Below are 25,644 nucleotides of genomic sequence, written 5' to 3'. Positions count from 1 at the left end.
CCCCCCCTTCCGTTGCCCGTTTCCGTGTCAGGCGCCTGCCTCCTGGCCCATCGCCCTGAGCGTCTCGGCGCGGATCTCGGTCAGGATCTCGCGCTTGAGCGCCATGAACGGGGCTTCGGTCACGATGTCGAAGGCGCGCGGGCGCGGCAGGGGCACGTCGATCTCGCGCCGGATGCGGCCGGGGCGCGCGGCCAGAACCACCACCCGGTCCGACAGGAACAGCGCCTCGTCGACGTCATGGGTGATGAAGATCACGGTGACCTTGTGGTCCTCCCAGACCTGGAGCAGCAGCTCCTGCATCATGCCGCGGGTCTGGGCATCGAGCGCGCCGAAGGGTTCGTCCATCAGCAGGATGCGCGGCCGATAGACCAGCGCGCGGGCGATGGCCACGCGCTGGCGCATGCCGCCCGACAATTGCGCGGGATAGGCGCGTTCGAAGCCGCGCAGGCCCACCGCGGCGATGAAATGGGCCACGCGCTCGGATTTCTCGGCCGCGGGCAGGTCGGATTTCTCCAGCGCGAAGCGGATGTTGCCCTCGACCGTCATCCATTCGAACAGCGAATAGCCCTGAAAGACCACGCCGCGGTCGCGCCCCGGCCCGCGGATCGGGCGGCCGTCGATGCGCACCGTGCCGTCGCTGGCGTCCTCGAGCCCGGCCAGGATGTTCAGCAGCGTGGATTTCCCGCAGCCCGAGGTGCCCACGATCGACAGGAATTCGTTTTCGGCGACCGAAAGCGACACGCGGTCGAGCACCGGCACGGCCTTGCGGTCTACGGTGAAGGTCTTGGAGATGGCGTCGATTTCCAGCATCAGCGGCGGGTCCAGCGGAACAGGAGGCGGCCGGTGCGCTTGAAGGCGGCATCGGTCAGAAGGCCCAGGAAGCCGATGAACAGCGTCCCGAACAGGATCGTGTCGGTGGCCAGGTAGCGTTGCGCATCCATGATGCGCCGGCCCAGCCCGGTGTTGGCCGCGACCAGCTCGGCCACGACCAGATAGGTCCAGGTCCAGCCGATGGTGATGCGCAGCGTGTCCCAGATGCCGGGGCCGGCGGCGGGCAGGATGATGCGGGTCAGGATCTCGCGGTTGGAAAAGCCCAGCGTCTGGCCCGCGCGGATCAGGTTCATGTCGATGGTCTTGACGTTGTCCATGACCATCAGCACCTGCTGGAAGAAGGTGCCCAGGAACAGGATCAGGATCTTCTGGCCGTCGCCGATCCCCGCCCAGAGGATCGACAGCGGGATCAGCGCCACCACCGGCATGTAGCGCACCGTCGAGATCAGCGGCTCGAGCGCGCCCTCGATCAGGCGGAAATTGCCCATCAGGATGCCGATCGGCAGCGCCAGCACCGTGGCCGCCAGCCAGCCCACGGTGATGCGATAGATCGACACCGACGCATCGGCCCACAAGATGCCCTCGCGCGCCTGGCGCAGCCCTTCGGCCAGAACGTCGCCCGGACCGGGCAGGAACAGCGGGCGCACGAGCCCGAGCGCGGTCACCCCCCACCACAGGCCCAGAAGGACCAGCGGCACCAGGACGCCGGCAGCGGCGAAGATCGGGGCGGGGATGTCCCGGCGCAGGGACAGGAGGCGGCGTCTGGACATGGGGCGTGGCGGGGCCTTGGCGTTGCGTGTGGTGCGGAAACGGGGCGGCCGGGGGGGCCGTCTGGGGGCAGGGGCTTTGGGGCGCGGGCGCCCGTCCCCTTCGGTTGCGGCGGGGGCGGGGCCATTCGGAAGGGGCGGCGCTCACCGCCCCCCCTTTCACAGGATCGGGGTCACGGGACCGGCGTCACAGAACCGCCGTCATTGACCCGTCACGGCCTTGAGCGCGCCCAGGTCCAGAAGCTCGTCCTCGGTGGGTATGCGGGTGATCTCGTCGGGGTTCGTCTCCATCATGATGGCGCCGATCTCGGTCAGGGTCTGCTGGAAATCCCCGCTCAGGAAGGCCATGTTCTCGGCCGCATCATAAAGCCGGACACCCGCGAAGGCGGGGGCGAATTCTTCCATCGGGCTGCCCACGGCGCGCGCGATCAGGGCGCCGCCTTCCTCGGGGTTGTTGCGGATGAACTTCACCGCATCGTCCCAGGCGGCCACGATCCCCGCGGCTTCGGCCGGGTGCGCGGCCAGCCAGTCGCCGCGCGCGGTCAGCACGTCCGAGATCAGGCCGGGCTTCTCGGCCGCCGTGTAGAGCACCTTGAACCCTTCGGACTTGTTCAGCGCGGCCGAGATATAGGGCTCGTAGGTCACCGCGGCCTCGACATTGCCCGACAGCAGCGCAAGCCCCGCCTCCGAGGCGCCCATCGGCACATGCTCGATGTCGGCAAGGCGCATGCCGTTGACCTTGAGCGCGTAATTCATCAGCAGATCCGAGGTCGCCCCGGTCTCGAAGGCGACCTTGTGCCCGGCCAGATCCTTGATCGAGGACATGCTGTCGGGGGCGATGATCGCATCGGCCTCGAAGGACAGGTCCATGACCAGGAAGGCGGTCTGGTCGACGCCGGCATTCTGCGCCGCGATCATGGCATTGGTGCCGGCGGCGATCACGTCCAGATTGCCGGCCGCCAGCGCCGCGGTCATGTCGGCGTCCCAGTTGAAGTTCGACAGCGCCACATCGACGCCGTGATCGGCGAAGAAGCCCTTTTCCTCGGCAATCCACAGCGGGCCATAGCCCAGCCAGGGTTGCAGGCCCAGCTTGACCGTATCGGCCAGCGCCGCCGAGGCGGTGCCCGCCAGAAGAAGGGCGACCAGCCCCGTTTGAACCTTGCGCATCCGCGTGCTCCTCTGCTGTCCCGCGGCGGCCTGCTGCCGCCTTCCGGGGTGTCCTGCGGCGGCGTGACGCCGCGTTGTTGGGCATATGGTTACGGACTTTCGGCGGGGGCGTCCAGTTGGACGCCTGCGCGCCCGGCGTCGCGCTGGCCGCGGTCCCGCGCTCAGCCCGCCGCGGGCGCGGCGAAGATCCGCCCCAGCGTGTTCAGCAGAAGCTGCGCGGCCAGGATCGAGGTGACGCCGGCGTGGTCGTGATCGGGCGCCACCTCGACCAGGTCGATGCCCACGATCTGCCCCCGCCGCGCCAGCCCCGCGATCAGCTCGAGCCCCTCGTAATAGAGAAAGCCGCCGTGGCTGGGCGTGCCTGTCCCCGGCGCGATCGAGGGGTCGAAGCCGTCGATGTCGATGGTCAGGTAGTAGCGCGCCCCGGCCGGGATGCGCGCTAGCACGGCCTCGATCCCCAGCGCGCGGAGCTGGCGCACCGACAGGATGTCCGCGCCCATCTCGCGCGCGGCCACGAAGCCCTCGCGCGCGGTCGAGGACACGTTGCGGATGCCCAGCTGCGTCAGCCCGCTCACCCAGGGTTTCTCGGCCGCCCGGCGCATCGGGTTGCCATGGCCGCGGGTCACGCCGTGGCGCTCGTCCACGAAATCCAGATGCGCGTCGATCTGCACGATGTGGATCGGTGGCTGGTCGGAAAAGGCCTCGATGCAGGGGATGTTGATCGAATGATCGCCCCCCAGAACGACCGGTAGCGCGCCCGCGGCCAGGATCGCGCGCACGCCTTCCTCGATGGCGGCATGGCTGCGGATCGTGTCGGTATGCACGATGTCGGCGTCGCCGATGTCGACGATCTGCACGTTTTCCAGATAGGTGGTGTCGTCCTCGTGGTCATAGGCGCCGGCATGGCCGAAGCAGAACAGGGTCGAGGCCTCGCGGATGCCGCGCGGGCCAAAGCGCGCGCCGGCGCGGAACTGAGTGCCGCAATCATAGGGTGCGCCCAGCACGGCGACATCGGCCGCGATGGCGCCCCAGTCGGTGACCAGGGGCGATTTGGCAAAGGTGGGGATGCCGACGAAGGGCAGGTTGAGCCGCCCGCTTTCATATCCATGCGCCATGGGGTGTCCTTCCGCTGTCGTGCCCAGATCAGCACGGATCGCCGGCCCGGTCGAGAGGCGCGGGCGCCTGCGGGGCTCAGCCCTTGCGGTGCGCGTGGTGGCGGGCGTTACGGCGGGCGTGGCGTTGGGCGCGCCGATGGGCACGTCGATCGGCTCGGGCGGCGCGGTGGGCGCGGAAATGCGGCGTGTCGGGTTCGCGCAGGGTCAGCGTCAGCAGCGCGCCGAGCGCAAGGCAGATCGGCACCGCCGCCAGCGCGGCCGCATAATCGCCGCCCGTGGCATCGAGGATCGCGCCCACCAGCGGCTGGAAGATCAGCGCCGCGGCAATGGCGATGGCATTGACAAAGGCGGTCACGGTGCCGGCGCGGGCGCGGTCCTGGCCTTCCTTGGCCATGGCGAAGCTGAGCATCTGCACCCCGCCGGCAAGCCCCGCCACGAACAGAAGCGCCGAGATCGCCCAGACCGAGCCGATCGCGGTGAACAGCACCCCCGACCAGGCCAGCGCGGCGGCAAGGGTGCCGCCCGCCAGGATCCACTTGCGATGCCCCAGCCGGTCCGAGACCGCCCCCCACAGCACCGAACCGGCTGCCGTGCCCCAGAACACCATCGACACCGCCGTCTCGGCGCGCACGGCCGAAAGCGCGTGATCGGCCATCAGCTCGCCATTGCCCCACAGCGCGCCATAGACCGTCACCGGCATGTAGCCGAGCGCGCCCACGATCGCCACGCGCCAGACCTGCGCGTCGCGCAAGATCACCGCCAGCGGCCCCAGAACCGAACCCCGCACCGAACGATGCGTGACCCGGTCGCCCGCGCCGGGCGCGTCGCGCAACCCCACCACTGCCAGCGCCAGCACCGCCAGCCCCGCGATCCCGGTGCCGGTGAAGACCGCGCGCCAGCCCATCGCCTCGATCAGCGCGGTCAGCCAGATCGCGCCCATGGCCGTGCCCAGCATGCCGATGGCATTCACCGCCCCCGACAGCAGCGCGAATCTTTGCGGCGCGAACCAGTGGTTGACGACATAAAGCGCGCTGACGAAGGCAAAGGAGGCCCCGAAGCCGGTCAGAAGCCGCCCCAGATCGGCCCAGAGCGCCGAGGGTGCCGCCCCCACGATCATCATGCCGCCCGAACAGGACAGGATCGCCGGCAGCACGAAGCGCCGCGCGCCCCAGCGGTCCAGCGCCAGCCCCACCACGATCTGCATCGGCGCATAGACCCAGAAGAACAGGCTGGAGAACAGCCCGAATTCCGCGCGGCTGAGGCCCAGATCGGCGATCATCGCGGTGCTGGCCAGGCTGGGCGAGATCCGCGCGACATATTCGAAGAGGAAAAACAGCGCCACCGTAAGGAGCGAGGCCAGGGCAAGACGGGAGGAACGGGCGGGCATGGTGGCGGGTCTCGGGGCTCGGGTTGCGAAGACGGGGCGGGGCCGGAGAAGGGGCCCGGACAGGGGGGGGACGGACTGGGGGGGCGGACAAAAGGGATCGCCCGCACTCTAGCGCCCCGACCCGCAGCGCCAAGCGCAAAGCCCAGGGAACCGGCGGTTCCGCGCCGGTCCGGCAGGGCCGCGGGCAGGGTGCGCGGATAGGGGCCGCGGGCGGGGGGAGCCAAGTGCGGGGCGCAACGGACAGGGGGGGCTGGACCGGCGCGCGCCCTGGGGCCTGGGGCCCCCCGCGCCTTGGGGCGCCCCGCGCGGTGGCGGGTCGGACCCGCGCGGCTCAGCCCTTGCGGCGGCGTTTCACGCCCCCGCGCTGGCCGGGGCGGCCGGCGGTCGAGCGGCCTTTGGCCTGGGTTGCGGCCTCGACCGCGTCGTCGACGGCGGATTGACGGGCCAGCGGGTCGTCGGACACGGCCAGCTCCACCGCCTCGAGACGCTTGATCTCGTCGCGCAGGCGCGCGGCTTCCTCGAATTCCAGGTTCTCGGCGGCCTTGCGCATCTGGCCGCGCAGCCCCTCGAGATGGGCGGCCAGATTGGCCCCGACCATCGGCTTGTCCACCTTGGCGGTGACGCGCGCCATGTCGGTGTCGCCCTGATAGAGCCCGGCCAGAACGTCCTCGACATTCTTGCGCACGGTCTGCGGCGTGATGCCATGTTCGGTGTTGTAGGCGATCTGCTTGGCGCGGCGGCGGTTGGTTTCCTCGATCGCGCGGCTCATCGAGCCGGTGATCTTGTCGGCATACATGATCACCCGGCCATCGGCGTTGCGCGCAGCCCGCCCGATCGTCTGGATCAGCGAGGTCTCCGAGCGCAGGAACCCTTCCTTGTCGGCATCGAGGATCGCCACCAGCCCGCATTCGGGAATATCGAGCCCCTCGCGCAAGAGGTTGATCCCCACCAGCACGTCAAAGGCGCCCAGCCGCAGATCGCGCAGGATCTCGATCCGCTCGATCGTGTCGATGTCGGAATGCATGTAGCGCACGCGGATGCCCTGTTCGTGCAGGTATTCGGTCAGATCCTCGGCCATGCGCTTGGTCAGCGTGGTGCACAGCACCCGCAGCCCCTTCGCGGCGACCTTGCGGATCTCGTCGAGAAGGTCGTCGACCTGCGTCTCGACGGGGCGGATCTCGACCTCGGGGTCCAGAAGGCCGGTCGGGCGGATCACCTGTTCGGTGAAGACACCGCCGGCCTGTTCCAGCTCCCAGGCGGCGGGGGTGGCCGAGACGAAGACCGATTGCGGGCGCATCGCGTCCCATTCCTCGAACTTCAGGGGGCGGTTGTCCATGCAGGAGGGCAGCCGGAAGCCATGCTCGGCCAGGGTGAACTTGCGCCGGTAGTCGCCGCGATACATGCCGCCGATCTGGGGCACGGTGACGTGGGATTCATCGGCAAAGACGATGGCATTGTCGGGGATGAACTCGAACAGCGTCGGCGGCGGCTCGCCCGGCGCGCGCCCGGTCAGATAGCGCGAGTAATTCTCGATGCCGTTGCACACGCCCGTGGCCTCGAGCATCTCGAGGTCGAAATGCGTGCGCTGTTCCAGCCGCTGGGCCTCGAGAAGCTTGCCCTCGTCGGTCAGTTGCCGCAGCCGCTGCGCCAGCTCCGCCCGGATGCCCTTGACCGCCTGCTGAAGCGTGGGGCGCGGGGTGACATAGTGGCTGTTGGCATAGATGCGGATCTGCTCGAACGTGTCGGTCTTCTGCCCCGTCAGCGGGTCGAATTCGGTGATCGCTTCCAGCTCCTCGCCGAAGAAGGAAAACCGCCAGGCGCGATCCTCGAGGTGGGCCGGCCACAGGTCCACCGTGTCGCCCTTGACCCGGAAGGCCCCGCGCTGGAAGGCCGCATCCAGGCGCTTGTATTGCTGGGCCACCAGATCGGCCAGGAACTTGCGCTGCTCGAACAGGTCGCCGACCTTCAGATCCTGGGTCATCGCCGAATAGGTCTCGACGCTCCCGATGCCGTAGATGCAGCTGACCGAGGCCACGATGATCACGTCGTCGCGTTCCAGAAGCGCCCGGGTCGCCGAATGGCGCATCCGGTCGATCTGTTCGTTGATCTGGCTTTCCTTCTCGATATAGGTGTCCGAGCGCGGCACATAGGCCTCGGGCTGGTAGTAATCGTAGTAGCTGACGAAATACTCGACCGCGTTCTCGGGGAAGAAGCCCTTGAATTCGCCGTAAAGCTGGGCGGCCAGCGTCTTGTTGGGCGCCAGGATGATGGCGGGGCGCTGGGTGGCCTCGATCACCTTGGCCATGGTGAAGGTCTTGCCGGTGCCGGTGGCGCCCAGAAGCACCTGCGCGCGCTCCCCCGCATCGACCCCCGCGGCCAGTTCGGCGATGGCGGTGGGCTGATCGCCGGCGGGCGAGAATTCCGAATGCATGACGAATCGCTTGCCGCCCTCGAGCTTGGGGCGGGTCAGCACGTCGGGGCGCGGTCCGGGGGCGTTGGTGTTGTTGTGCGGCATGGGACTCGGGGCTGGTTGGGCCGGAACAGTATGGTCCGTTTTTGTTCCAGCGCAACGGCTTAGCGGAAGTGTGAACGCGGGGTTAAGAAGTATGTCCACTTTTAGACGCGATAACAATGGCTTGTGGTAAATTCTGCTTGCGACTCGTGGTAAATGTTCGTATGTTGTTCTTGCAAGCAGCAGTTCGCTGCCGACCGGCGCATCACCCCCACCCCTCGCTCCCCCAGCCGGTCGGCAGCACCTTGCAAAAACCCCCTGAAGGCCCGCCGCAACCGGCGGGCTTTTTTCGTTGCCTGCTACGGTTTGGGGCGGCCCTGTCTCCTTTGGCCGCCGGGCGAAAGGGGGGCGATGTGGTGGGGGGCGTTGCTGTCGCGGGCTGCATTGCTGTCACGTGGGGGCGTGCGCCCGCCGGGGGGCCTGCGCTGCGCTGTCGCTTTGCAGGGGGCGCGCGGGAATGATCCTGTGGCAGACAGCCCGCGGGGTGAGTCGTTTCACCTTCCGTCCAAGGGCTGGATCCGCGGCCCGTCCCGTTGCGGCAGGCCTCTGCGTGGGGGCTGCGCGCACCCATGTCTTCCCATTGTATGCAACGGCACGCACATTTGACGCGGCGCACGCGTTTTCTGCATGCAATGGTATTCCGAAGCCTTGCGCGGGCCCCGCATCCTCCCCATATTGAGCCGGCAAACGGGAGGACAGGGAGAAGTCAATGCGCGCGCGTATCTACAAACCGGCCCGCACCGCCACCCAATCCGGCACCGCCCGCACCCATCGCTGGCTTCTCGAGGTCGAACCCGCCGAGGCCCGCGAACTGGATCCGTTGATGGGCTGGGTCGGTTCGGGCGACACGCCGGCGCAGGTGCGGCTTCGGTTCCGCACCCGCGAGGAAGCCGAGGCCTATGCCCGCAGCCACGGCTACGAGGTCGACGTTCTGCCCGCGCATGAGCGCGCGCCGACCATCCGCCCGATGGGCTATGGCGACAATTTCGCGCATTCGCGCCGGATGCCCTGGACGCATTGACCACGGATGCCGGCTGTGCGACGTCGCTCGGGAGAGGCGGCGCCGTCCGGCGGGCCGCGGGGCATGGACGCAGGGGGCAGGTTGATGATCCGGATCGCGCGGGAATCGCCCGTTCAGGATGAGTTGGCGCTTTTGCATGAGCGCCACACCTGGGCGATGCATGTCGACACGCCGCCCGAATCCATCCACATGCTGCCGGCCTCGGCGCTGGCGGCGCCGGGCATTGATTTCTTCGTCATGCGCGAGGGGGATCGTCCGGTCGGGATGGGCGCGTTCAAGCGGATCGGGCCGGATCACGCCGAGATCAAGTCGATGCATGTGCTGTCCGAGATGCGCGGGCGCGGTCTGGCGCGGCGGCTTCTCGATCATCTGGTCGCCGAGGCGCGGGCGGCGGGGATCGGGCGGCTCAGCCTCGAGACCGGCGCCCAGCCCAGCTTTTCTGCTGCACGCGCGCTCTATCTGGCGGCGGGTTTTACGGAATGCGGCCCCTTCGAGGGCTATCGCCCCGACCCCAATTCGGTCTTCATGACACGGCAGATCTGAGAGCCTGCGCGCGCGTCACTGCACCCAGACCTCAAGTTCCGGCAGGTCGGTCAGCCCCAGCCCCAGAAGCCGCATCGCCGGCAGCGAGATCTGCCCGCCGTCGCCATCGCCGCCGGGCAGGGGGCGCAATTCGACCTGCGCGCGGGCGCCCGTGGCCGGGTCCACGATCAGGCCGGGCCGCGGGGCCGAGACCAGCGTCGTGGCCAGCCAGAAGCCCGGATCGGTGGGGTCGCCCAGGCTGGCCAGCGTGGTGCCCAGCCGGGCCTGGGCGGCCTGCGGGGCGCGGGCGGCGGCTGCGCGCTGGGCGGCGGTGGTGGTGTCATACTCCTCGGCGCTGCGGGCCGCGGCCGGGGGCGGGGGCGCGGCAACCAGGGGCGCGGTCTCGGGGGGCGCGCTCTCGGGCGTCGTGGCGGGGCCCGGCGGCGGGGTGCCGCGCAGGTCGAGCCCCGCGCAGCCCGCCAGCAGCGCAGCGCCCAGAAATGCGGGGATCAGAAGTGTGGGGATCAGACGCGCGGAACCCGGGATGGAACGGATCGGAAGCGGCATGATTTCCCCGCGCGGCTGGTGATCGACACTTCCCGAGGCTAGCCCAGCCCCCGGCCGCGGTCCAGCGCGACGGCCCGCCCTTGGCGCTTACCGCCCTTGGCCCTTGTGGCGCTTGCCGGGCGGGGCGGGGCAGCCTACCTTCCGGACATGAAAGCCCCTGCCGCCCCCGTGTCCGATCCTGATGGTGCCGCTGCCGCAGCGGCCCTTGCCGATGATGCGGGCGCCGGGCCGGTCCTGCGCGACCCCTTCGGCCGCGAGATCCGCTATCTGCGCCTGTCGGTCACCGATCGCTGCGACCTGCGCTGTTCCTATTGCCTGCTGCCCGATGTCCGTTTCGTGCCGCGCGCCGAACTGCTGAGCCTCGAGGAACTGGACATTCTGGCCAGCGGCTTCGTGGAACTGGGGGTGCGCAAGCTGCGCATCACCGGGGGCGAACCGCTTGTCCGGCGCGGGATCGAGGGGCTGTTCGGGGCGCTGTCGCGGCATGTGGTCTCGGGCGCGCTCCAGGAACTGACGCTGACCACCAATGCCACGCAGCTTGCGCGCCATGCCGCCATGCTGGCCGACAACGGGGTGCGGCGGATCAATGTCTCGCTCGACACGCTGGACCCCGCGCGCTTTGCCGCGATCACGGGGGCGGATGTGCTGCCGGCGGTGCTGGCCGGGATCGCGGCGGCGCGGGCGGCGGGCATTGCGGTCAAGCTCAATGTCGTGGCCTTGCGCGGCCTGAACGAGGGCGATCTCTTTCCGCTGGTCGAATATTGCGCCGCGGAAGGGATGGATCTGACCTTCATCGAGGTCATGCCCATGGGCGACATGCCGCCTGCGGCGCGGCTCGATCGCTTCTGGCCGCTGGGGGATCTGCGCGCGCGTCTGGCCGGGCGCTATACCGTGACCGAGGACGAACACCACCGCACCGGCGGGCCTGCGCGCTATGTCCGGCTGCGCGAGACCGGCCAGCGCATCGGCTTCATCACCCCGCTGACCGGCAATTTCTGCGAAGGCTGCAACCGCGTGCGGGTCGATTGCCGCGGCCAGCTTCACCTGTGCCTGGGCCGCGAGGAACAGGCCGATCTGCGCGGCGCCTTGCGCACGGGCGGCCCCGAGGGGCTGCGCAGCGCGATCCGCGCGGCCATCGCGCGCAAGCCCGCCGCGCATGGGTTCGACTATTCCGACGGCAAGGTCGCCGGCACCATGCCCCGCCCGATGAGCCACACCGGCGGCTGAGGCTTAGCTGCCGCGATAGGTCGAATAGCCGTGCGGCGACAGCAGCAGCGGCACGTGATAATGCGCGCTGGCGTCGGTGACGCGGAAGCGGATCGGGATCTCGTCCAGGAAATCGCGCATCTCGGCCATGTAGCCGGCATGTTCGAACCAGGGGCCGGCGTGGAACACCAGCTCGTAGATCCCGGTGTGAAACTCGCCCGCAGGCAGGATCGCCATGTCGGTGCGCCCGTCGGCATTGGTGCGCGCGCTGTGCAGCGGCCGCCGCCCGCCGTCAAGCCGGAACAGCTCGATCAGCAGGCCTTGCGCGGGGCGCCCGCGCGTCGTGTCCAGAACATGGGTGCTGAGCCAGCCGCTCATCCTGGGGCTCCTTCGTGCGTGACCTTTGCCCCGGACTATGCGCCGGGCGCGCCCGAAGGCCAAGCCCCAGCCTGGCCAGCGCCCCCTCCGGTGCGCCGGTTCCCGACATGTCGGATTCCCGACCGCCTGTCGTGGCTGTGACACAATCGACGCCCCGTGCGGGGGGTGGCCCGCCTGCCGCGCGCCCGTCCGGCCTTTGTCACAAGGGGCGGGCGGGCTTGGCATGGCGCGTGCTTAACCCATCCTGAACGACAGGAAGGACGACAGCCATGGGTGAACTCCCCCCCTCTGCCGACAATATCGTGGCGCTCGACACGGCCCGCTCTGCCCCGCAAGAGGCGCTCGACAAGGCCATGTCGAAAAGCGGATGCGGCGCGTCCTCCTGCGGATCTTCGGCCGGGCCCGAGGGCATGGACCCCGAAACCTGGGCCAAGGTGAAGGATCACCCCTGCTATTCGGAAGAGGCGCACCATTACTTTGCGCGGATGCATGTCGCCGTGGCGCCGGCCTGCAACATCCAGTGCAATTACTGCAACCGCAAATATGATTGCTCGAACGAAAGCCGCCCCGGCGTGGTCTCGGAACGGCTGAGCCCGGAAGACGCCGCGCGCAAGGTGCTGGCCGTCGCGCGCGAGGTGCCGCAGCTTTCCGTTCTGGGCATCGCCGGGCCGGGGGATGCGGCCTTCGACTGGAAGAAGACCCGCGCGACCTTCGATCTGGTCTCGAAAAGCCTGCCCGACATCAAGCTGTGCCTGTCCTCGAACGGGCTGTCGATCCCGGACCATCTCGACGAGCTGGTCGACATGCGCGTCGATCACGTCACGCTGACGATCAACGCGCTTGATCCCGAGATCGCCGCCAAGATCTATCCCTGGGTCTATTTCAAGGGCCGCCGTCACACCGGCATCGCCGGCGCGCGCATCCTGCTCGAGCGGCAGATGGAGGCGCTCGAGGGGCTGGTCGCGCGCGGCATCCTGGTCAAGGTGAACTCGGTCATGATCCCCGGCATCAACGACGCGCACCTGCGCGAGGTCAACAAGGTGGTGAAGGCCAAGGGCGCCTTTTTGCACAACATCATGCCGCTGATCTCGGACCCGGCGCATGGCACGCATTTCGGCCTGACCGGCCAGCGCGGCCCGACCACGGCCGAGCTGAACGCGCTTCAGGATGCCTGTTCGGACGGCGCGAACCTGATGCGCCATTGCCGCCAGTGCCGCGCCGATGCGGTGGGCCTGCTGGGCGAGGACCGCGGTCAGGAATTCACCCTCGACAAGCTGCCCGAGGTGATCGAGGACGACCCCGAGACCCGTCAGCTCTATCGGGAATGGGTCGCCTCCGAGCGCGAGGATCGCCGCGCCGCCGCCCGCGCCGCCGAGGAAAGCCTGGCCCCGCAGGAGGCCCCCGTCCTGATCGCGGTGGCCACCAAGGGCGGCGGGCGCGTCAACGCCCATTTCGGCCATGTCACCGAATTCCAGGTCTATGCCGCCGAAGCCGGCGCGGTGCGTTTCGTCGGCCACCGCCGGGTCGACAATTACTGCCTGGGCGGGCATGGCGACAGCGACCGTCTGGACGAGATCATTCGCGTGCTCGACGGTGTGCCGGTGGTGTTGTGCTCGCGCATCGGGGACGCCCCGCGCGAGAAGCTGGCCGCCGCGGGGATCGACGTCGTGGACGCTTATGCGCAGGACTACATCGAGACCGCCGTGGCCGCGGCGGCGCGCGATCGTGCCCAGGCGCAGGCCTCGCGCCGCGCCTGAGATCCCCGGCAAGCCAAAGGAGTGACCCCATGGCTTACAAGATCGTCACCGAGACCTGCACCGTCTGCGGCGCCTGCGAGTTCGAATGCCCCAATGCGGCGATCCGGTTCAAGAAGGGGGCCTATGTGATCGACCCGAAACTGTGCACCGAATGCGACGGTGACAAGCCACGCTGCGCCGCGGTCTGTCCGGTGGCCGATACCTGCGTGCCGGCGGCCTGACCATGACCGATGGCCCCGAGCCCCTCGACTGGCAGGGCGCCGCGATCGACTGCGGCAGCTGCGCGCACGAGTCGCTCCGGGGGCTGGGGCTGTGCGGGCAGGGCTGGGCCTGCCTGAACGACCGCTACACCAAGCGGATCGAGCGGTTCTTCCTGCTCAACCCCGATCTGGCCGACGGGATGCTGAGCCATCCCTATTTCGAGGTCCGCGCGCAGGCTGCGCGCCGGGCCACCCTGTTCCGGCTGCCGGCGCTTCTGGACGATCCCGACCCGGGCGTGCGGGCGGTCGCGCTTTTGCGGCTGCCCGCGACCCAGGCCCGCACCCGGATCAAGGATCCCGACCGCACCGTGCGCGTGGCCGTGGCCCACCGTCTGCCGCCCGATGCGCTGGGGCCGCTGATGGATGACGAGGACGCCTATGTCCGCCAGGTCGCGGTCAGCCGTTGCGACACCGGCCTTCTGCCGACGATGGTGCGCGACCCCGATGCCGGCGTGCGCAAGGTCGTGGCGCGTCGGATCGGCGCCGACTGGCTGGTCCACATGATGAACGACCCCGACCCGCTGGTGCGCCGTCTTCTGGCGCCGCGGCTGGGGGCGGCGGGCCAGGCGCGTCTGGCCACCGACCCCGATCTGCGCGTGCGCCATGCCGTGGCCGAATGCGCCGGTGCCGAGGTGGCGCTGACGCTGGCGCTCGACCCCGAACCCCCGGTGCGCGAGGCCGCCCGTGCCCGTCTGGCCGAACTGGGCCTGCCGCAGGGGTTCGCCCCCGCCGAGGAAACCCCTGCAACGCCCATCCCCACAACGCCCATCCCCACAACGTCCATCCCCACTGCTGCTGCCCCCGCGCCGACGCCGCCGGCCGCCGCGGTTCCCGCCCGATCCGAGGCTCGATCAGAGGAGAGCGAGAATGACTGACCCCGTGGCCCCCGCCGCCGATCGTCCCGAAGATGCGATCGAGGTCTATGATCCCCCGGCCTATCAGCCCGGCGACAAGGTGCAGGCGCGCATCAGCGTGCGCAACGACGGCACCGTCTGGGGGGTCGATATCGGCGAGATGGTCGTGCACAAGGGCGACGTGGGCTATGTCCGCGACATCGGCACCTTCCTGCAACGCTATTACATCTACGCCATCGACTTCATCGACCGTGGCACCATCGTCGGCATGCGCGCCAAGGAGCTGGTGCCGGACGGCGCGCCCCTGACCCGCGAGGCCTCGCGCGCGCATGCCAGCGCCGCGGCGGTGCCGCAGGACTGATCCGCCCCCCTGAAAAAGACGCCTCTCGATCTGCCGTTGCACGACCGACCCCTGAACAGGAGCCCGACATGAAAGTGATGATCCGCGAAACCCCCAAGGGCCTCGAGGCCTATGTCGCCAAGAAAGACCTCGAGGAAATGATCGTCGAGCAGGAAAAGCCCGAACTCTGGGGCGGCTGGGCCAAGCTGAGCAACGGCTGGGTGTTCGACATGCCCGCCTTCGACACGCCGCCCAAGCTGCCGATCACCGTCGAGGCGCGCAAGCGCGCGGAGGAATGACCATGGCCGATGCGCTGGACGAGGTGGTCGCCGGGCTCTCTGCGGGCCGGCTGATCCCCTATGTGGGCGCGGGGGCCGCGGCCCTGACGCCCGGCGGCGGGCCGGCCGATCCGGCCGCGCTCTGCGCCGCGATCGAGGCCGAGGTGCGCCCGCCGAAGCGCGCGGCCGGCAATCTCTGGGCGGTGGCGCAATTCGTCGAGAGCCGCCGTTTCCGCGCCAAGCTCGAGGAGATCGTGCAGCGCGCCTTTGCCGGCGCGCCGGGGCCGAACCCGCTCTGGGACCGTCTGGTTGCGCTGCGCCCGCCGATGATCGTCGATGCCTGGTATGACGGCGCCGCGATTGCCGCGCTGCGCCAGGCCGGGGTCAACTGGGGCTGGGTGCAGGGCACCGCGCGCCAGGAACAGGGCAGCACCGATTGGTGGCGCGCCTATGACAGCGCAGGCCAGCCCTGCAAGGGCGCCGATCCGTCCTGGGAGGTTCTGCTCTACAAACCGCATGGCCTTGTCGCGCCGGGATATTCCTTCCTGCTGTCGGACAGCGATTACGTCGAGGTCCTGACCGAGATCGACATCCAGACCCCCATCCCCGAGGCGGTGCAGACCCTGCGCACCGGCCGCGGCTTCGTCTTCATGGGCACGCGCTTCGATGACCAGACCCTGCGGATCTTCGCGCGCCAGATCATGAAACGCTCGGGCGGGCCGCATTTCGCGCTGATCGAGGGCGCGCTGACCCGGATGGAGGAGCGCTTCCTCGAGGAACTGGGCATCACCCGGATCGACGCGCCGCTGGCCGCGCTGCTCGACCGGCTGTCCCAGCCCGCCTGAGGCGCCTGAAACGTCTGCGCGGCACGCGCGCCCCGGCCCGTCGGATCGGCGGGGCGGGGCCGCTCTGTCGTCAGCCCCTTTCGGGGGCGGGGACGATCTCCAGCAGACCATGCGCGCACAGACGCTCGGCGATCTCGGCGCAGTGGAAAATGTCCGCGCCGATCAGCTCGGCCATCTCCAGCAGGTCCATCTGCCCGTCGGCATAGGCCAGGATGTTCATCATCACCCGCACCTGAATGCCCGATTCGCGCGTGCTCAGCGTGGGATAAAGCCCGCGCTTGCCCAGCTGCGGCTCGCCCGGCAGGGTGGCGCGATAGGTCCGGTTGGCCTCGAGCGCGCGGATCGCGGCCTGCATCATCGCCAGCCCGCCCTCAAGCCCCGTGGGCGTGACCAGATCGAGATCGTCGAGCGAGGTGTGGTATTCCGGGTAGGTGGCGTATTTCGAGCGCATGATCGACACCACCGGCAGATCGACCCGCGGGCTGCAATACTGGCGCTCGTCGCTGCCGCGCTCGAGGAAGGAATAGGCCGTGTAGCCCGGCGCGAACCGCTCCAGCACATGCCGCGCGGCGCGGTCGGCGACGGTGCCCCCCCGGCGCGAGGGCATGAACGACCAGGCGCGGTCATCGCCCAGGCAGGTCAGCACGAAACCGGCATGGGTGCGGGCCTTCATCTCGTCCATGTGGCGGCTGAGATAGATGATCGCGCCGATGGTTTCGGGGACGAAGACGAAGCGGTAGGTGAAGCGCCGCGGCCGGTCCGCCAGCCAGCGCGCCAGCGCCGTGGCCACCGCCGGGCCTGACAATTCGTTGTTGGCCATCATCGGGTGGCAGATGTAGGTCGAGATCAAGATCTCGCGGTCGCTTTCGCCCGGCAACACAAGATCGGCATAGTTCAGCACGCCCGGCTTCAGATCGGCGTCGATCACCGCGCGATAGCGGCCGGGGCGCAGCGCGTCGCGCTGGCGCTGGCTGAGACAGAAGCCCCAGCGCCGCTTGTAATACGAGGTCACATAGGGAATGGCCTCGGGCTGGTCGGGCAGGGAATAGAGATGCTCTTGCAGCGTCTCGAGATCCATCCAGGCATCGACCGGCTCGGAATAGCCCAGCACATGCAGCCCGTGATCGTCGAGGTCGATGACCCGCGCGCCGGTCTCGGTCTCGACATGGGCGGCGCGCAGCGTCCATTCGTCGGGCACGGTCCAGTCCAGCGCCTCGGTCCCCGAGGCGATCTCGTGGATGTCGAGGCCCGGCATCAGTTCGGCCAGATAGTCCAGGGTCTGGCGCACGCCGGGGCCCGACAGGCTGCGCCGGATCGGGAAGAGATCGCGCACCCAGCCGTGCATGGTGGCGCCGATGCCGGCCGGTTCGGCCTGAAGCGGCGCGCTCATGGCGCATGTCCCGCGGTCAGAAGGCGCGGATGATCGGCCAGTTGCCCGGCCAGGAAGTCGCGCGCGGCGCGGGCGCGCTGGGCCACGATCTGCCCGCGGCCCAGGTTCACCCGGCGGCTGATCCCGGCGGCAAGGCAGGCGTCGTGCCAGGCCTCGAATTTCGGCACCGCCTGCGGGTCGTCCAGCGCGCGGCCCGAATAGACCACCTGCGCCGGGCGCGCCACGCCCCGATCGACGATGGTGCCCGCCATCGGGATGTCGCTGCGGTAGGGCACGCCCAATTCGCGTTCGACCCAATGCAGATAGGTCGAGCCGCTGTCGAAGTTGAGATTGCAGATCATCGCATCGGCCGCGTGCAGCCGCGCCCAGATGCTGTCGGGGCCAAAGCAGACCGGCCCCACATCCGCGCAGAGCGCCGCGGCCTGTCCACCCGTGGCCACGACCGACAGCATCGGATCGACCGAGCGCACGCCGGTTCCCTGCGTGATGAGGGCATTGCCCATCCCCGAGGTGGTCGAGAGGCTGTTTTGCACATCAAACAGCTTCTCGGCCTTGTCCGAGCCGAAGGAATAGGTGAAGGCGGGCAGGACCAGCGTGCCGTCGGGGCCCAGCACCTCGGCAAAGGCGCCCAGCATGACCGCGATCAGATCCTCCATCGTGGCCGCGCCCTCGACCCGGCCGAAGAAGGCGATGTTGGCATGGCTGAAGACGGTCATGCCCGGTTCCAGCCCGGCCTCGGCCAGCGCGGCGACGATCTCGGCGCGGGTGATCATGCCGCGCCTGTCAGCTCGGCCACCACCTCGGCCAGCCCGGCGATGGTCTGAAGCCGCCGGTCCTGAAACGCCTCGGGCGTGAAGGAAAAGCCGAACTGGCCTTCGGCGTCCAGCAGCAGGTTCATCAGCGCCATGGAATCGAGACGCCCCGAGGTGAACAGGTTTTCCTGCCGCTGCGCCTCGGGCGTCAGCGCGGCAAAGCCCGGATCAATGCGCGCCACATAGTCCGACGCCCAGCTCTCGACTGCGTTCATCGCCCGTCTCCCCCGCTCAATCCGCCACGATCGCCACCGCGCGCACCGGCGCGCCATCGCCCTCGGCGATCTTGATCGGCAGGGCCGACAGGATGAAATCGCCCGGCGGGATCTGCGCCAGATTGACCAGATATTCCAGGATCGCCGTGCCGCCGCCCAGCAAGATGGTGTGGTTGGGCGAGTCCTTCTCGGCGCCGCGGCCGTTGCGCGGATCGTCGGGCATGGGGGCATCGAAGCCCACCAGCTTCACCCCCTGCGCCACCAGCCAGCGGCAGGCGTCCTCGGACAGATAGGGGTGGTGGGAATAATATTCGAGATTGTCGAGCCGGCGCTCCCAGTCATAGCGGAACAGGATACGCGGCGGGAAATCGGCGCCGATGCGCGCCTGAAGCATCTCCAGCGTGATCTCGGTCTTGTCGGGCAGGTCCGTGAAATCGAGCACCCGCGCCGGCCCGTGGTAAAGGTCGAGGTCGGTCTTCTCGATCGTGGTGCCGGCCTTCACGAAATGGCGGGGCGCATCGACATGGGTGCCGGTATGCGTGCCCAGCACGATCTTGCGGGTCTCGCGGCCCTCGACCTCGAAGCGGCCCAGCTGGGTGATTTCCACCACCGGGTGCCAATGGACGGGAAAGGTCATCAGCCCCTCGCGGAGCGTCATGGTCAGGTCGATGATCATGTCTGGGGTTCCACCAATTCGACAAAGGGCCCCTGGCCGGGCAAGGCCATCGTGATGCGGCAGGGCTTGTGGGCGACGGTCAGGCTAAAGGATCGGCTGGAGCCGCGCAAGGCGGTGGCCAGGGCCGGGGGTAGGGCGGCGGGGGGTAGGGCGGCGCCGGTGCCGCGCGCCATCAGCGCCAGGCAGGCGCAGCCGCGCTGATCGAGGCGCGGCACCACGGCCCAGCCCGGTGCCGGGCGGCGCGGCAGCGGGATCAGCCGGGCCTGAAGCGCGGGCAGGGGCGTCAGCAGCGACCAGAGCCCGCGCGCGGGATCGGCGCGAAAGCGCAGCGCCGCCAGCAGATCCGCGGGGGCGGCGTCGGCATCATGGGGCAGCACGCAGGCGTGCAGGCCGGGGGCCTGCGTGCTGTCGAGCCACAGGAAGGTCAGCTTCAACACCGGGTCATGAAAGGCGCGCGGGCGCGCATCAAGCGCCCGTTCCAGCGCCGGCCAGGCCTCGGGGGCCAGCGGCAGCTCCGCCGCCGCGACCGGGGTCCAGTCGGCCAGCGGGGCGGGCCCGCGCAAGACCGGGATCAGGGCCGCGCTCTGCTCGGTGCCCAGCGCGCCGTGATCGAGCAGCTCGATCGCCATCGCGCCCTCGGCCGCCAGCGCGCGGATATGGTGGCGCGGCTGGTAATGGTCAAGAAAATCGGCCTTGTCGGGGTGGTTCTCCAGCGCGGGTTCGTCGAAGCGCAGGCCATAGCCCAGCCGTTCCAGGCGCGCGCTGGCCCCCGCAATGTCGTCGGTGCCCAGCGCGATATGGCTCAGCCCCAGGATCACGCCGCCCCCTCCGCCGCGGCCAGCGTTTCGCGCAGGGCCGCGCGGCGGATCTTGCCCGTTGGCCCCAGCGGCAGCGCCGCGATCTGCGCGCGCGCGTCCAGCTGCGCGCGTCCGGGGCCCTGCGCCACGATCTGGCGGGCGCGGGCCCAGATCTCGTCATCCTCGGGGCGCGCGGTCGCGCCCTCGAAGACCAGAACCACCTTCTGGCCCAGCGTGGCATCGGGCAGGCCGGTGACGCAGAAGCCCCGCCCCTTGAACAGCGGCGCCAGCGCGCGTTCGATCTCGATGGGATTCACGTTGACGCCGCCGCGCAGGATGATGTCGTCGCTGCGGCCCAGGATCGACAGGATCCCGTCCTCGAGCGCGCCCAGATCGCTGGTGGCAAAGACCGGCTCGGGCGGGATCAGCGCGCCCTCGACCAGATAACCCAGGAAGGCATGCGGGGTGGAAAAGCCCAGCCGCCCGTCGGCATCGAGATGGACCCTCACGCCGTCGAGCGGGCGGCCGACACTGCCGAAATGGGGCTGGCCCGGATCGTCGACCGAGATATAGAGCAGCTCGGACAGCCCGTAGGATTGCAGCGGCGCCATCCCGTAGCTGTCCAGAAACGCCTGTGCGTCGCGCGCGGCCATCGCCCCGGTTCCCACGAACAGCCGCCGAAAGCCCGCGGGCAGCACCTTGTCGCCGCGATCGAGCCGCATCACCAGCGACAGCATCGTCGGCGAGAGCCAGAGCGCGGTGATCCCCTCCTCGGCCACGCGCGGCCAGAAGCGCAGCGCGGTGGGGGTGCCGAAGGCCGCGTCGATGACCACCGACGCCCCGGCCGCAAGCGGCGCCAGAAGGCCATTGAAGATGCCGGCCATGTAATACATCGGCATGACGTTCAGGAAGCGGTCGCCCGCGCCGATCCCGGTCTGGCGGTTGAAGGCCGCGGCGCATCCCAGGAAGCTTTCCGCGGCATGCAGAATGCCCTTGGGCGCCCCGGTCGAGCCGCTGGTGAAGGTCAGCGTGAAGGGCGTCTGCGGTGCCAGATCGGGGGCGGGGTGCGCGGGGCTGGCCGCGGCCGCCTCCAGGGTCAGGGGCGTGGCGCCTTCGGGGCAGGGGGTGGCGGCGCTGATGATGGCGCGTGCGCCCAGCCCCGCGGCCAGATCGGCAAGCGCCTGCGCTTCGGCATTGGCCGGTTGCAGGCAGAGCGTGATCCCGTGGCGCAAGGCCGCCAGCAACAGAAGCGCCGCCTCGAGCCGGTTGTCGAAGACCGCGACCACGCGGTCGCCGCGCTGCACGCCCTGCGCCGCGAGCCAGCCCGCCACCCGGTCCGTGAGGTCGGGCAGATCGCGCCCGGTGACGCTGCGCCGCAGGCCCCCCGACAGGTCGGTCAGAACCGCGTCCTCGCGCCCGGCGAGACGGTCGAAATAGCGCGCGATCAGCTCCGACATCGCCCGGTCCCCCTCAGAGGTCTTCCTGTTCGTTGCCGAAATACTGGGTCAGCGGGAAGCGGTGGCGGAAGCCGCGTGCCGCGCTGGCGTCGCGCAGGGCCTCGGCCTTGGCGCGCACCAGGGCCTCGGGGGCCTCGGACTGGTTGTCCTTGCAGACCTCGATGATCAGAAGCCGCGGATCGACGTCAAAGTCGATGGCATTGCGCCGGATCACGTCCATGTAGGACGAATGGAACCCCGCATAGCCGCAGATCAGGTCCACGCTGTCATGGCCCACCTGCGACAGCAGCGGGCGGACCTTTTCCTCGGCCGCATCCAGCAGCGCGATCAGGTCGATATGGCCCAGCTTGCCCTCGCGCTGCATCAGCGCCACGAAATGTTCGGTCATGGTGTTGCCGGTGCACCGCCCCATCCCCTGAAGCGAACAGTCGATGATCTGCGCGCCGCATTCCTCGGCGGCCAGCGCATTGGCCATGGCCAGGCCGAGGTTGTTGTGGGCGTGAAAGCCGAAGGCCAGATCGCCGATGCGCTCGCAATACTGGCGCACGCGGCGGGGCGTCATGTTGCCGGCCGAGTCGACCACATAGACGTAATCGGCGCCGGTCCTGACCACGTCGCGGGCGGCCTGTTCGAAGAGGAGGGGCTCGCGCGCATAGGATTTCATGAAGTTGACGCAGACCATCATGTCCGCGGATTTGGCCTTCTCGATGAAGGGATGGACCTTCTGATAGGCGTCGATCGACACGCCGAAGCGCAGGAAGCCCATGCCGTGGTCGATGCAGGCATCCAGATGCGACAGATCGCAGATGCCGGGAATGGCGAACATCCCCCACAGCGCGTTCTGCACCGCGCCGGCGGTGGCGGCCATGTAGCCTTCGTCGGTTTCGGCGGCCATGCCCTGCCCATGCGGGCCGGCGTTCAGCCCGACGCCGTGGCCGACCTCGATCAGGTCGATCCCGGCGCGGTCGAGCTCGCCCGCGATATCGGCGGTCTGTGCGGCGGTGAAGCCGAAATTGATGACATAGGAGCCGTCGCGCAGCGTCGTGTCGAGTATCTTCATGCCCGTCCCCCCGTTCTTGCCCGGCCCCAAAGGCCCCGCCGGCCCCGTTCCGGCCTGTCCTCTGCCCGCCGCGCGGCGGCCGGGGGACGCCCCGACACATAGGCATATTTGCCCCGCGGCGCAATTGCACGCGGGGCCGCGGGCGCGGCGGCCAGCCCCGCGCCGAAGGGCGCCAGAGCCCGCGCCGAAGGGCGGCAAGTCTTGTGCTGGTTGCCCAAAGCGCCGTAAGGATCGGGGCAGGGTCCATAGCGGAGGGGCAGCAATGGCGTATCAATCGGACAAGGCCTGGGACAAGCTCTACCTTGCGCAGGCCGAGATGGCCTATCCCGCCGAGGGCGTCATCCGCATCTTCAAGGGCCGCTTTCCCGAATTGCAGATGCCGCGCGCGCATGCGGGGCTGTCGATCCTGGACGTGGGCTGCGGCGACGGGCGCCACCTGCCGTTCTTCCACGGGCTGGGCTTTTCCGTCTCGGCGGTCGAGATCACCGACGCGATCTGCGAGGTGCTGCGCACGCGCATGGCGGGCTATGGCGTGCCGGCCGACATCCGCACGGGCCATGCCGGCGCGCTGCCCTTCGACACGGCCAGCTTCGACCGCCTGATGACCTGGAACAGCTGCTATTACATGTCGCTGGGCGGCATGACCTTCGACGACCACGTCTCCGAGATGGCCCGCGTGCTCCGGCCCGGCGGCTGGATCGTGGCCTCGATCCCCAAGAAGACCAGCTTCATCTTCCGCAACAGCGTGCCCGTCGAGGCCCGCCCCGGCTATCGCGTCATCATGGACGATTACTTCGACGGCGGCCGCAACGGCGAGATCATGCGTTGCATGGAAGACCGCGCCGATCTCGAAGCCGCCTTCGCCGGCGAATTCGACACCTTCTGCCATGCCGATCTGGACATGGAATGGTTCGGGCTGGCCTATCACTGGCATGTCTTCTGCGCCCGCCGCAAGGGCTGAGCGGGGCCGGATCACATGGCAAAGCCGCGTCTTCTGTTCTTCTTCAACGGGCTGCCGGAATACGAGGCGCTGTTCACCATCGCCTGCCGGTTGCAGGCGCGCGGGCGGGTCACGCCGGTCTGCTTCTCGCCCTCCGAGGTGCTGCGCCGCGAACCGCGCCTGCGCCCGCTGGTGGCGGCCTCGGGGCTTGACCTCACCGTGCGCCCCAGCCGCTGGCTGAAGCTGTTCCCGAAATCCTGGCTGCGGCGCGGCGATTGCGCCATCACCATGGTCGATCCCACCATGGACAACAGCTCGACCCGGCCGCGCAGCCTGGCCATGCTGGATCTCGACCTGCCCACGATCTTCGTCCAGCACGGGGTGATGCAGGGCAAGCTGAACCTGGCCACGGACCCGCGCGGCATCGACTATCGCTCGCGGCTGCTGCTGACCTTCGAAGACCTGATCATTCCCGAGATCCTGTCGCCCGAGACGCGCGCCAGGACCGTGCCGGTGGGCTTCATCAAGCCGCTTCTCTTTGCGCCGCGCCCGCCGAAGGGGGCGCTGTTCCAGGGCGCGCGCACGATCCTCTTTTGCCATTCCTTCCGCTGGGCGGGCCGCTACGGCGAAGAGGACGTGGCCCGCTTCTACGACCTCGTGGCGCGCTTTGCCGCCGCCCATCCGAGCGACCGCATCATCATCCGCAGCCACCGCGGCAAGGTGCGTGCGCTTTACGAACACCACGACCGCGCGCTGGCCGATGTGGGCAATGTCGTCTTCTCGCATGCCTACAAGGGGCCTTTGCGCGGCATGTCGATCACCGATGTGCTGGGGCTGGCCGACATGTGCGTCTCGACCGCCTCGACCGCGGTGCTGGACAGCGTCTACATGAACCGGCCCACGGCGATCTATGAAAACGACCAGCCGGTGTTCCGCAACCTGCCCAATATCGACGGGATGGACGCGCTCGAGACCTTCTTCGCCGCCCCCGAACGCGCCGATATCGCAGGCGTTCAGGCCCATTACGGCGATGTCGCCGCCAATATCGAGAAGGCCTGCGACGCGATCGAGGCCACGATGGCCGCGCTCTGAGCCCCGCCATGGCCCCGTCGCGCAGAACAACCGCCGCGCCGCAGTCAGGACACGCATGACCGACACCCGTTCGACCGCCCTTCTTGCCGGCTATGATCTGCTCAGCCGGGCGCTGGCGCCGTTCGCGCCGCTGCTGCTGCGCCGGCGTCTGGCGGCGGGCAAGGAAGACCCCGACCGCTGGCCCGAGAAGCTGGGGCAGGCCTCGCACCCGCGCCCGCGGGGGCGGCTGATCTGGGTCCATGCCGTCAGCGTGGGCGAAAGCCTGTCGGTGCTGCCGCTGCTCGAACGTCTGGTGGCGCCGGGCGGCGCGGAGGGGCGCGCGCAGGTTCTCCTGACCACGGGCACGCTGACTTCGGCGCGTCTTCTGGCGGCGCGCGCGCCCGAAGGCGTGATCCACCAGTTCGCGCCGCTTGATCTGCCGGGGGCGCTGGCGCGGTTTCTCGATCATTGGCGCCCGGATGTGGCGGTGATGGTCGAAAGCGAATTCTGGCCGCGGCTTCTGCGGGCGGTCGCGGCGCGCGGCATCCCGCTTCTTCTGGTCAATGCGCGCATCTCGGACCGTTCGGCGCGGGCCTGGGCGCGGGTGCCGGCGACGGCGCGCGCGCTGCTGGGCCGGTTCCGCGCGATCACCGTGCCCGATGCGGCCACCGCGGCGCGGCTGGGGGCGCTTGGGGTGCCTGCGGACCGGCTCCATGTCGTGGGCGCGCTCAAGAGCGCGGCGGGTCGGTTGCCGGTCGATGAAACCGAGAAGGCGCGGCTGGCGGCCTGTCTGGGGGGGCGCCCCTGCTGGCTTGCGGCCTCGACCCACCCCGGCGAGGAAGCCCTGATCGCAGAGGCGCTTGCCGCGGGCGCGCAGTCGATGGGCGCGCGGTCGTCCCGCCCCGGCCCGCTTCTGATCCTGGCGCCGCGCCACCCCGAACGCGGCCCGGCCCTGCGCGCCGAGCTGTCTGCGCGCGGCCTGCGCGTGGCGCAACGCGCCCTGGGACAGGATCCGGGCCCCGACACCGATATCTATCTGGCCGACACGCTGGGCGAGATGGGGCTGTGGTTCGATCTGTCGCCGGTGGCGTTCATCGGCGGCTCGCTGGTGGCGGTGGGCGGGCATAATGCCTATGAACCCGCGCTCCATGGCGCGGCCATCCTGCATGGCCCGATGGTGTCGAATTTCGCCGATCTCTATGCCCGGCTGGACGCCGCAGGCGGCGCGCGCTGCGTCGATAGCCCCGCCGCGCTGGCCGCCGCCGTGGCCGATCTGGGCGCCGATGGGGCGGCGCGCGCGCAGATGGTGGCGCAGGCGCGCGCGGTGCTGGCCGCCGAGACCGACCCGCTGGCCGCGACCGCCGCGCTGATCGCAGCCAGCTTGTCCCCCCGCTGAGGTCCCCCCGTTTTGGCCGCGCA

At 69.5% G+C, this 25,644-nt stretch carries 27 protein-coding genes; 12 read left to right on the top strand and 15 right to left on the bottom strand.

Going from position 1 to position 25,644, the window contains the following annotated elements:
- Positions 1-27: 27 nt before the first annotated feature.
- The 6 genes from BW949_RS02085 to uvrB all read right to left on the bottom strand — a co-directional run bounded on the left by BW949_RS02085 (position 28) and on the right by uvrB (position 7,782).
- A complete protein-coding gene (locus BW949_RS02085) occupies positions 28-810 on the bottom strand; it encodes an ABC transporter ATP-binding protein (protein WP_076363250.1) in 783 nt (260 codons plus the stop codon).
- Complete coding sequence (locus BW949_RS02080) at positions 810-1,601, bottom strand: ABC transporter permease (protein ID WP_083947532.1); 792 nt, start codon at positions 1,599-1,601, stop codon at positions 810-812. The genes BW949_RS02085 and BW949_RS02080 overlap by 1 nt, the downstream gene beginning before the upstream one ends.
- A 198-nt stretch (positions 1,602-1,799) precedes the next feature.
- Positions 1,800-2,765: an ABC transporter substrate-binding protein gene (locus BW949_RS02075; RefSeq protein ID WP_076363249.1), complete on the bottom strand. Its 966-nt coding sequence runs from the start codon at positions 2,763-2,765 to the stop codon at positions 1,800-1,802.
- Between the two features lie 161 nt (positions 2,766-2,926).
- Positions 2,927-3,880: an agmatinase gene (speB, locus tag BW949_RS02070; RefSeq protein ID WP_076363248.1), complete on the bottom strand. Its 954-nt coding sequence runs from the start codon at positions 3,878-3,880 to the stop codon at positions 2,927-2,929.
- Positions 3,881-3,956: 76 nt separating this feature from the next.
- Positions 3,957-5,267 carry an MFS transporter gene (locus tag BW949_RS02065; protein WP_076363247.1) on the bottom strand — a complete coding sequence of 437 codons (1,311 nt, stop codon included), beginning with the start codon at positions 5,265-5,267 and terminating at the stop codon, positions 3,957-3,959.
- Between the two features lie 331 nt (positions 5,268-5,598).
- On the bottom strand, positions 5,599-7,782 hold the full coding sequence (uvrB, locus tag BW949_RS02060) for an excinuclease ABC subunit UvrB (protein ID WP_076363246.1): 2,184 nt from the start codon (positions 7,780-7,782) through the stop codon (positions 5,599-5,601).
- A gap of 706 nt (positions 7,783-8,488) precedes the next feature.
- Here uvrB and BW949_RS02055 point away from each other — a divergent pair.
- Positions 8,489-8,800, top strand: coding sequence for an ETC complex I subunit (locus BW949_RS02055; RefSeq protein WP_076363245.1), 312 nt, complete (start codon positions 8,489-8,491; stop codon positions 8,798-8,800).
- Between the two features lie 84 nt (positions 8,801-8,884).
- Positions 8,885-9,343 (top strand): GNAT family N-acetyltransferase, encoded by a 459-nt coding sequence (locus tag BW949_RS02050; protein WP_097176951.1) that lies wholly within the window; start codon positions 8,885-8,887, stop codon positions 9,341-9,343.
- A 15-nt stretch (positions 9,344-9,358) separates the two neighbouring features.
- Here the strand turns inward: BW949_RS02050 and BW949_RS02045 are convergent, their stop codons facing one another.
- Complete coding sequence (locus tag BW949_RS02045) at positions 9,359-9,889, bottom strand: hypothetical protein (protein WP_235816176.1); 531 nt, start codon at positions 9,887-9,889, stop codon at positions 9,359-9,361.
- Positions 9,890-10,036: 147 nt separating this feature from the next.
- Here BW949_RS02045 and moaA point away from each other — a divergent pair, with 147 nt between their 5' ends.
- Positions 10,037-11,116: a GTP 3',8-cyclase MoaA gene (gene moaA, locus BW949_RS02040; RefSeq protein ID WP_083947531.1), complete on the top strand. Its 1,080-nt coding sequence runs from the start codon at positions 10,037-10,039 to the stop codon at positions 11,114-11,116.
- 3 nt (positions 11,117-11,119) lie between these two features.
- Here moaA and uraH read toward each other — a convergent pair whose 3' ends face one another.
- A complete protein-coding gene (gene uraH / locus BW949_RS02035) occupies positions 11,120-11,473 on the bottom strand; it encodes a hydroxyisourate hydrolase (protein ID WP_076363243.1) in 354 nt (117 codons plus the stop codon).
- A gap of 269 nt (positions 11,474-11,742) precedes the next feature.
- On the opposite strand from uraH, the gene nifB reads away from it, so the two are divergent.
- The 6 genes from nifB (at position 11,743) to BW949_RS02005 (ending at position 15,807) form a co-directional block, all read left to right on the top strand.
- Positions 11,743-13,230 carry a nitrogenase cofactor biosynthesis protein NifB gene (gene nifB, locus BW949_RS02030; RefSeq protein ID WP_076363242.1) on the top strand — a complete coding sequence of 496 codons (1,488 nt, stop codon included), beginning with the start codon at positions 11,743-11,745 and terminating at the stop codon, positions 13,228-13,230.
- 29 nt (positions 13,231-13,259) lie between these two features.
- Positions 13,260-13,451 carry a 4Fe-4S dicluster domain-containing protein gene (locus BW949_RS02025; protein WP_076363241.1) on the top strand — a complete coding sequence of 64 codons (192 nt, stop codon included), beginning with the start codon at positions 13,260-13,262 and terminating at the stop codon, positions 13,449-13,451.
- A gap of 2 nt (positions 13,452-13,453) precedes the next feature.
- Entirely contained in the window at positions 13,454-14,365 is a 912-nt protein-coding gene (locus BW949_RS02020; RefSeq protein WP_076363240.1) for a 4Fe4S-binding leucine-rich repeat protein, read from the top strand.
- On the top strand, positions 14,358-14,705 hold the full coding sequence (locus BW949_RS02015) for a nitrogen fixation protein NifZ (RefSeq protein ID WP_076363239.1): 348 nt from the start codon (positions 14,358-14,360) through the stop codon (positions 14,703-14,705). The genes BW949_RS02020 and BW949_RS02015 overlap by 8 nt, the downstream gene beginning before the upstream one ends.
- A 68-nt stretch (positions 14,706-14,773) precedes the next feature.
- Entirely contained in the window at positions 14,774-14,983 is a 210-nt protein-coding gene (gene nifT / locus BW949_RS02010) for a putative nitrogen fixation protein NifT (protein WP_076363238.1), read from the top strand.
- Entirely contained in the window at positions 14,980-15,807 is an 828-nt protein-coding gene (locus BW949_RS02005; protein ID WP_083947530.1) for an SIR2 family NAD-dependent protein deacylase, read from the top strand. Before nifT ends, BW949_RS02005 begins: the two co-directional genes overlap by 4 nt.
- 70 nt (positions 15,808-15,877) lie before the next feature.
- Here BW949_RS02005 and BW949_RS02000 read toward each other — a convergent pair whose 3' ends face one another.
- The 7 genes from BW949_RS02000 to BW949_RS01970 are packed head-to-tail and all read right to left on the bottom strand — an operon-like array spanning position 15,878 to position 22,214.
- Complete coding sequence (locus BW949_RS02000) at positions 15,878-17,197, bottom strand: DUF4910 domain-containing protein (RefSeq protein WP_076363236.1); 1,320 nt, start codon at positions 17,195-17,197, stop codon at positions 15,878-15,880.
- Positions 17,194-17,970 carry an AAC(3) family N-acetyltransferase gene (locus BW949_RS01995; protein WP_076363235.1) on the bottom strand — a complete coding sequence of 259 codons (777 nt, stop codon included), beginning with the start codon at positions 17,968-17,970 and terminating at the stop codon, positions 17,194-17,196. The genes BW949_RS02000 and BW949_RS01995 overlap by 4 nt, the downstream gene beginning before the upstream one ends.
- Positions 17,967-18,224: an acyl carrier protein gene (locus tag BW949_RS01990; RefSeq protein WP_076363234.1), complete on the bottom strand. Its 258-nt coding sequence runs from the start codon at positions 18,222-18,224 to the stop codon at positions 17,967-17,969. Before BW949_RS01990 ends, BW949_RS01995 begins: the two co-directional genes overlap by 4 nt.
- A 16-nt stretch (positions 18,225-18,240) precedes the next feature.
- Entirely contained in the window at positions 18,241-18,900 is a 660-nt protein-coding gene (locus tag BW949_RS01985; protein ID WP_076363233.1) for a cyclase family protein, read from the bottom strand.
- Positions 18,897-19,718 (bottom strand): hypothetical protein, encoded by an 822-nt coding sequence (locus BW949_RS01980; RefSeq protein WP_076363232.1) that lies wholly within the window; start codon positions 19,716-19,718, stop codon positions 18,897-18,899. Before BW949_RS01980 ends, BW949_RS01985 begins: the two co-directional genes overlap by 4 nt.
- A complete protein-coding gene (locus BW949_RS01975; RefSeq protein ID WP_076363231.1) occupies positions 19,715-21,154 on the bottom strand; it encodes a class I adenylate-forming enzyme family protein in 1,440 nt (479 codons plus the stop codon). The genes BW949_RS01980 and BW949_RS01975 overlap by 4 nt, the downstream gene beginning before the upstream one ends.
- A 13-nt stretch (positions 21,155-21,167) precedes the next feature.
- On the bottom strand, positions 21,168-22,214 hold the full coding sequence (locus BW949_RS01970) for a beta/alpha barrel domain-containing protein (protein ID WP_076363230.1): 1,047 nt from the start codon (positions 22,212-22,214) through the stop codon (positions 21,168-21,170).
- A 262-nt stretch (positions 22,215-22,476) separates the two neighbouring features.
- Between BW949_RS01970 and BW949_RS01965 the strand changes: the two genes are divergently transcribed.
- The 3 genes from BW949_RS01965 to BW949_RS01955 are packed head-to-tail and all read left to right on the top strand — an operon-like array spanning position 22,477 to position 25,621.
- Positions 22,477-23,175: a class I SAM-dependent methyltransferase gene (locus BW949_RS01965; protein WP_076363229.1), complete on the top strand. Its 699-nt coding sequence runs from the start codon at positions 22,477-22,479 to the stop codon at positions 23,173-23,175.
- A gap of 15 nt (positions 23,176-23,190) precedes the next feature.
- Positions 23,191-24,246 carry a hypothetical protein gene (locus tag BW949_RS16985; protein ID WP_076363228.1) on the top strand — a complete coding sequence of 352 codons (1,056 nt, stop codon included), beginning with the start codon at positions 23,191-23,193 and terminating at the stop codon, positions 24,244-24,246.
- A gap of 55 nt (positions 24,247-24,301) precedes the next feature.
- Complete coding sequence (locus BW949_RS01955; RefSeq protein ID WP_076363227.1) at positions 24,302-25,621, top strand: 3-deoxy-D-manno-octulosonic acid transferase; 1,320 nt, start codon at positions 24,302-24,304, stop codon at positions 25,619-25,621.
- Positions 25,622-25,644: the final 23 nt, after the last annotated feature.

Source organism: Phaeovulum vinaykumarii (genome assembly GCF_900156695.1).
Lineage (GTDB): Bacteria > Pseudomonadota > Alphaproteobacteria > Rhodobacterales > Rhodobacteraceae > Bieblia_A > Bieblia_A vinaykumarii.
The sequence above is the reverse complement of the archived record's forward strand: the minus strand, read 5'-3'. Positions and strand labels throughout refer to the sequence as shown.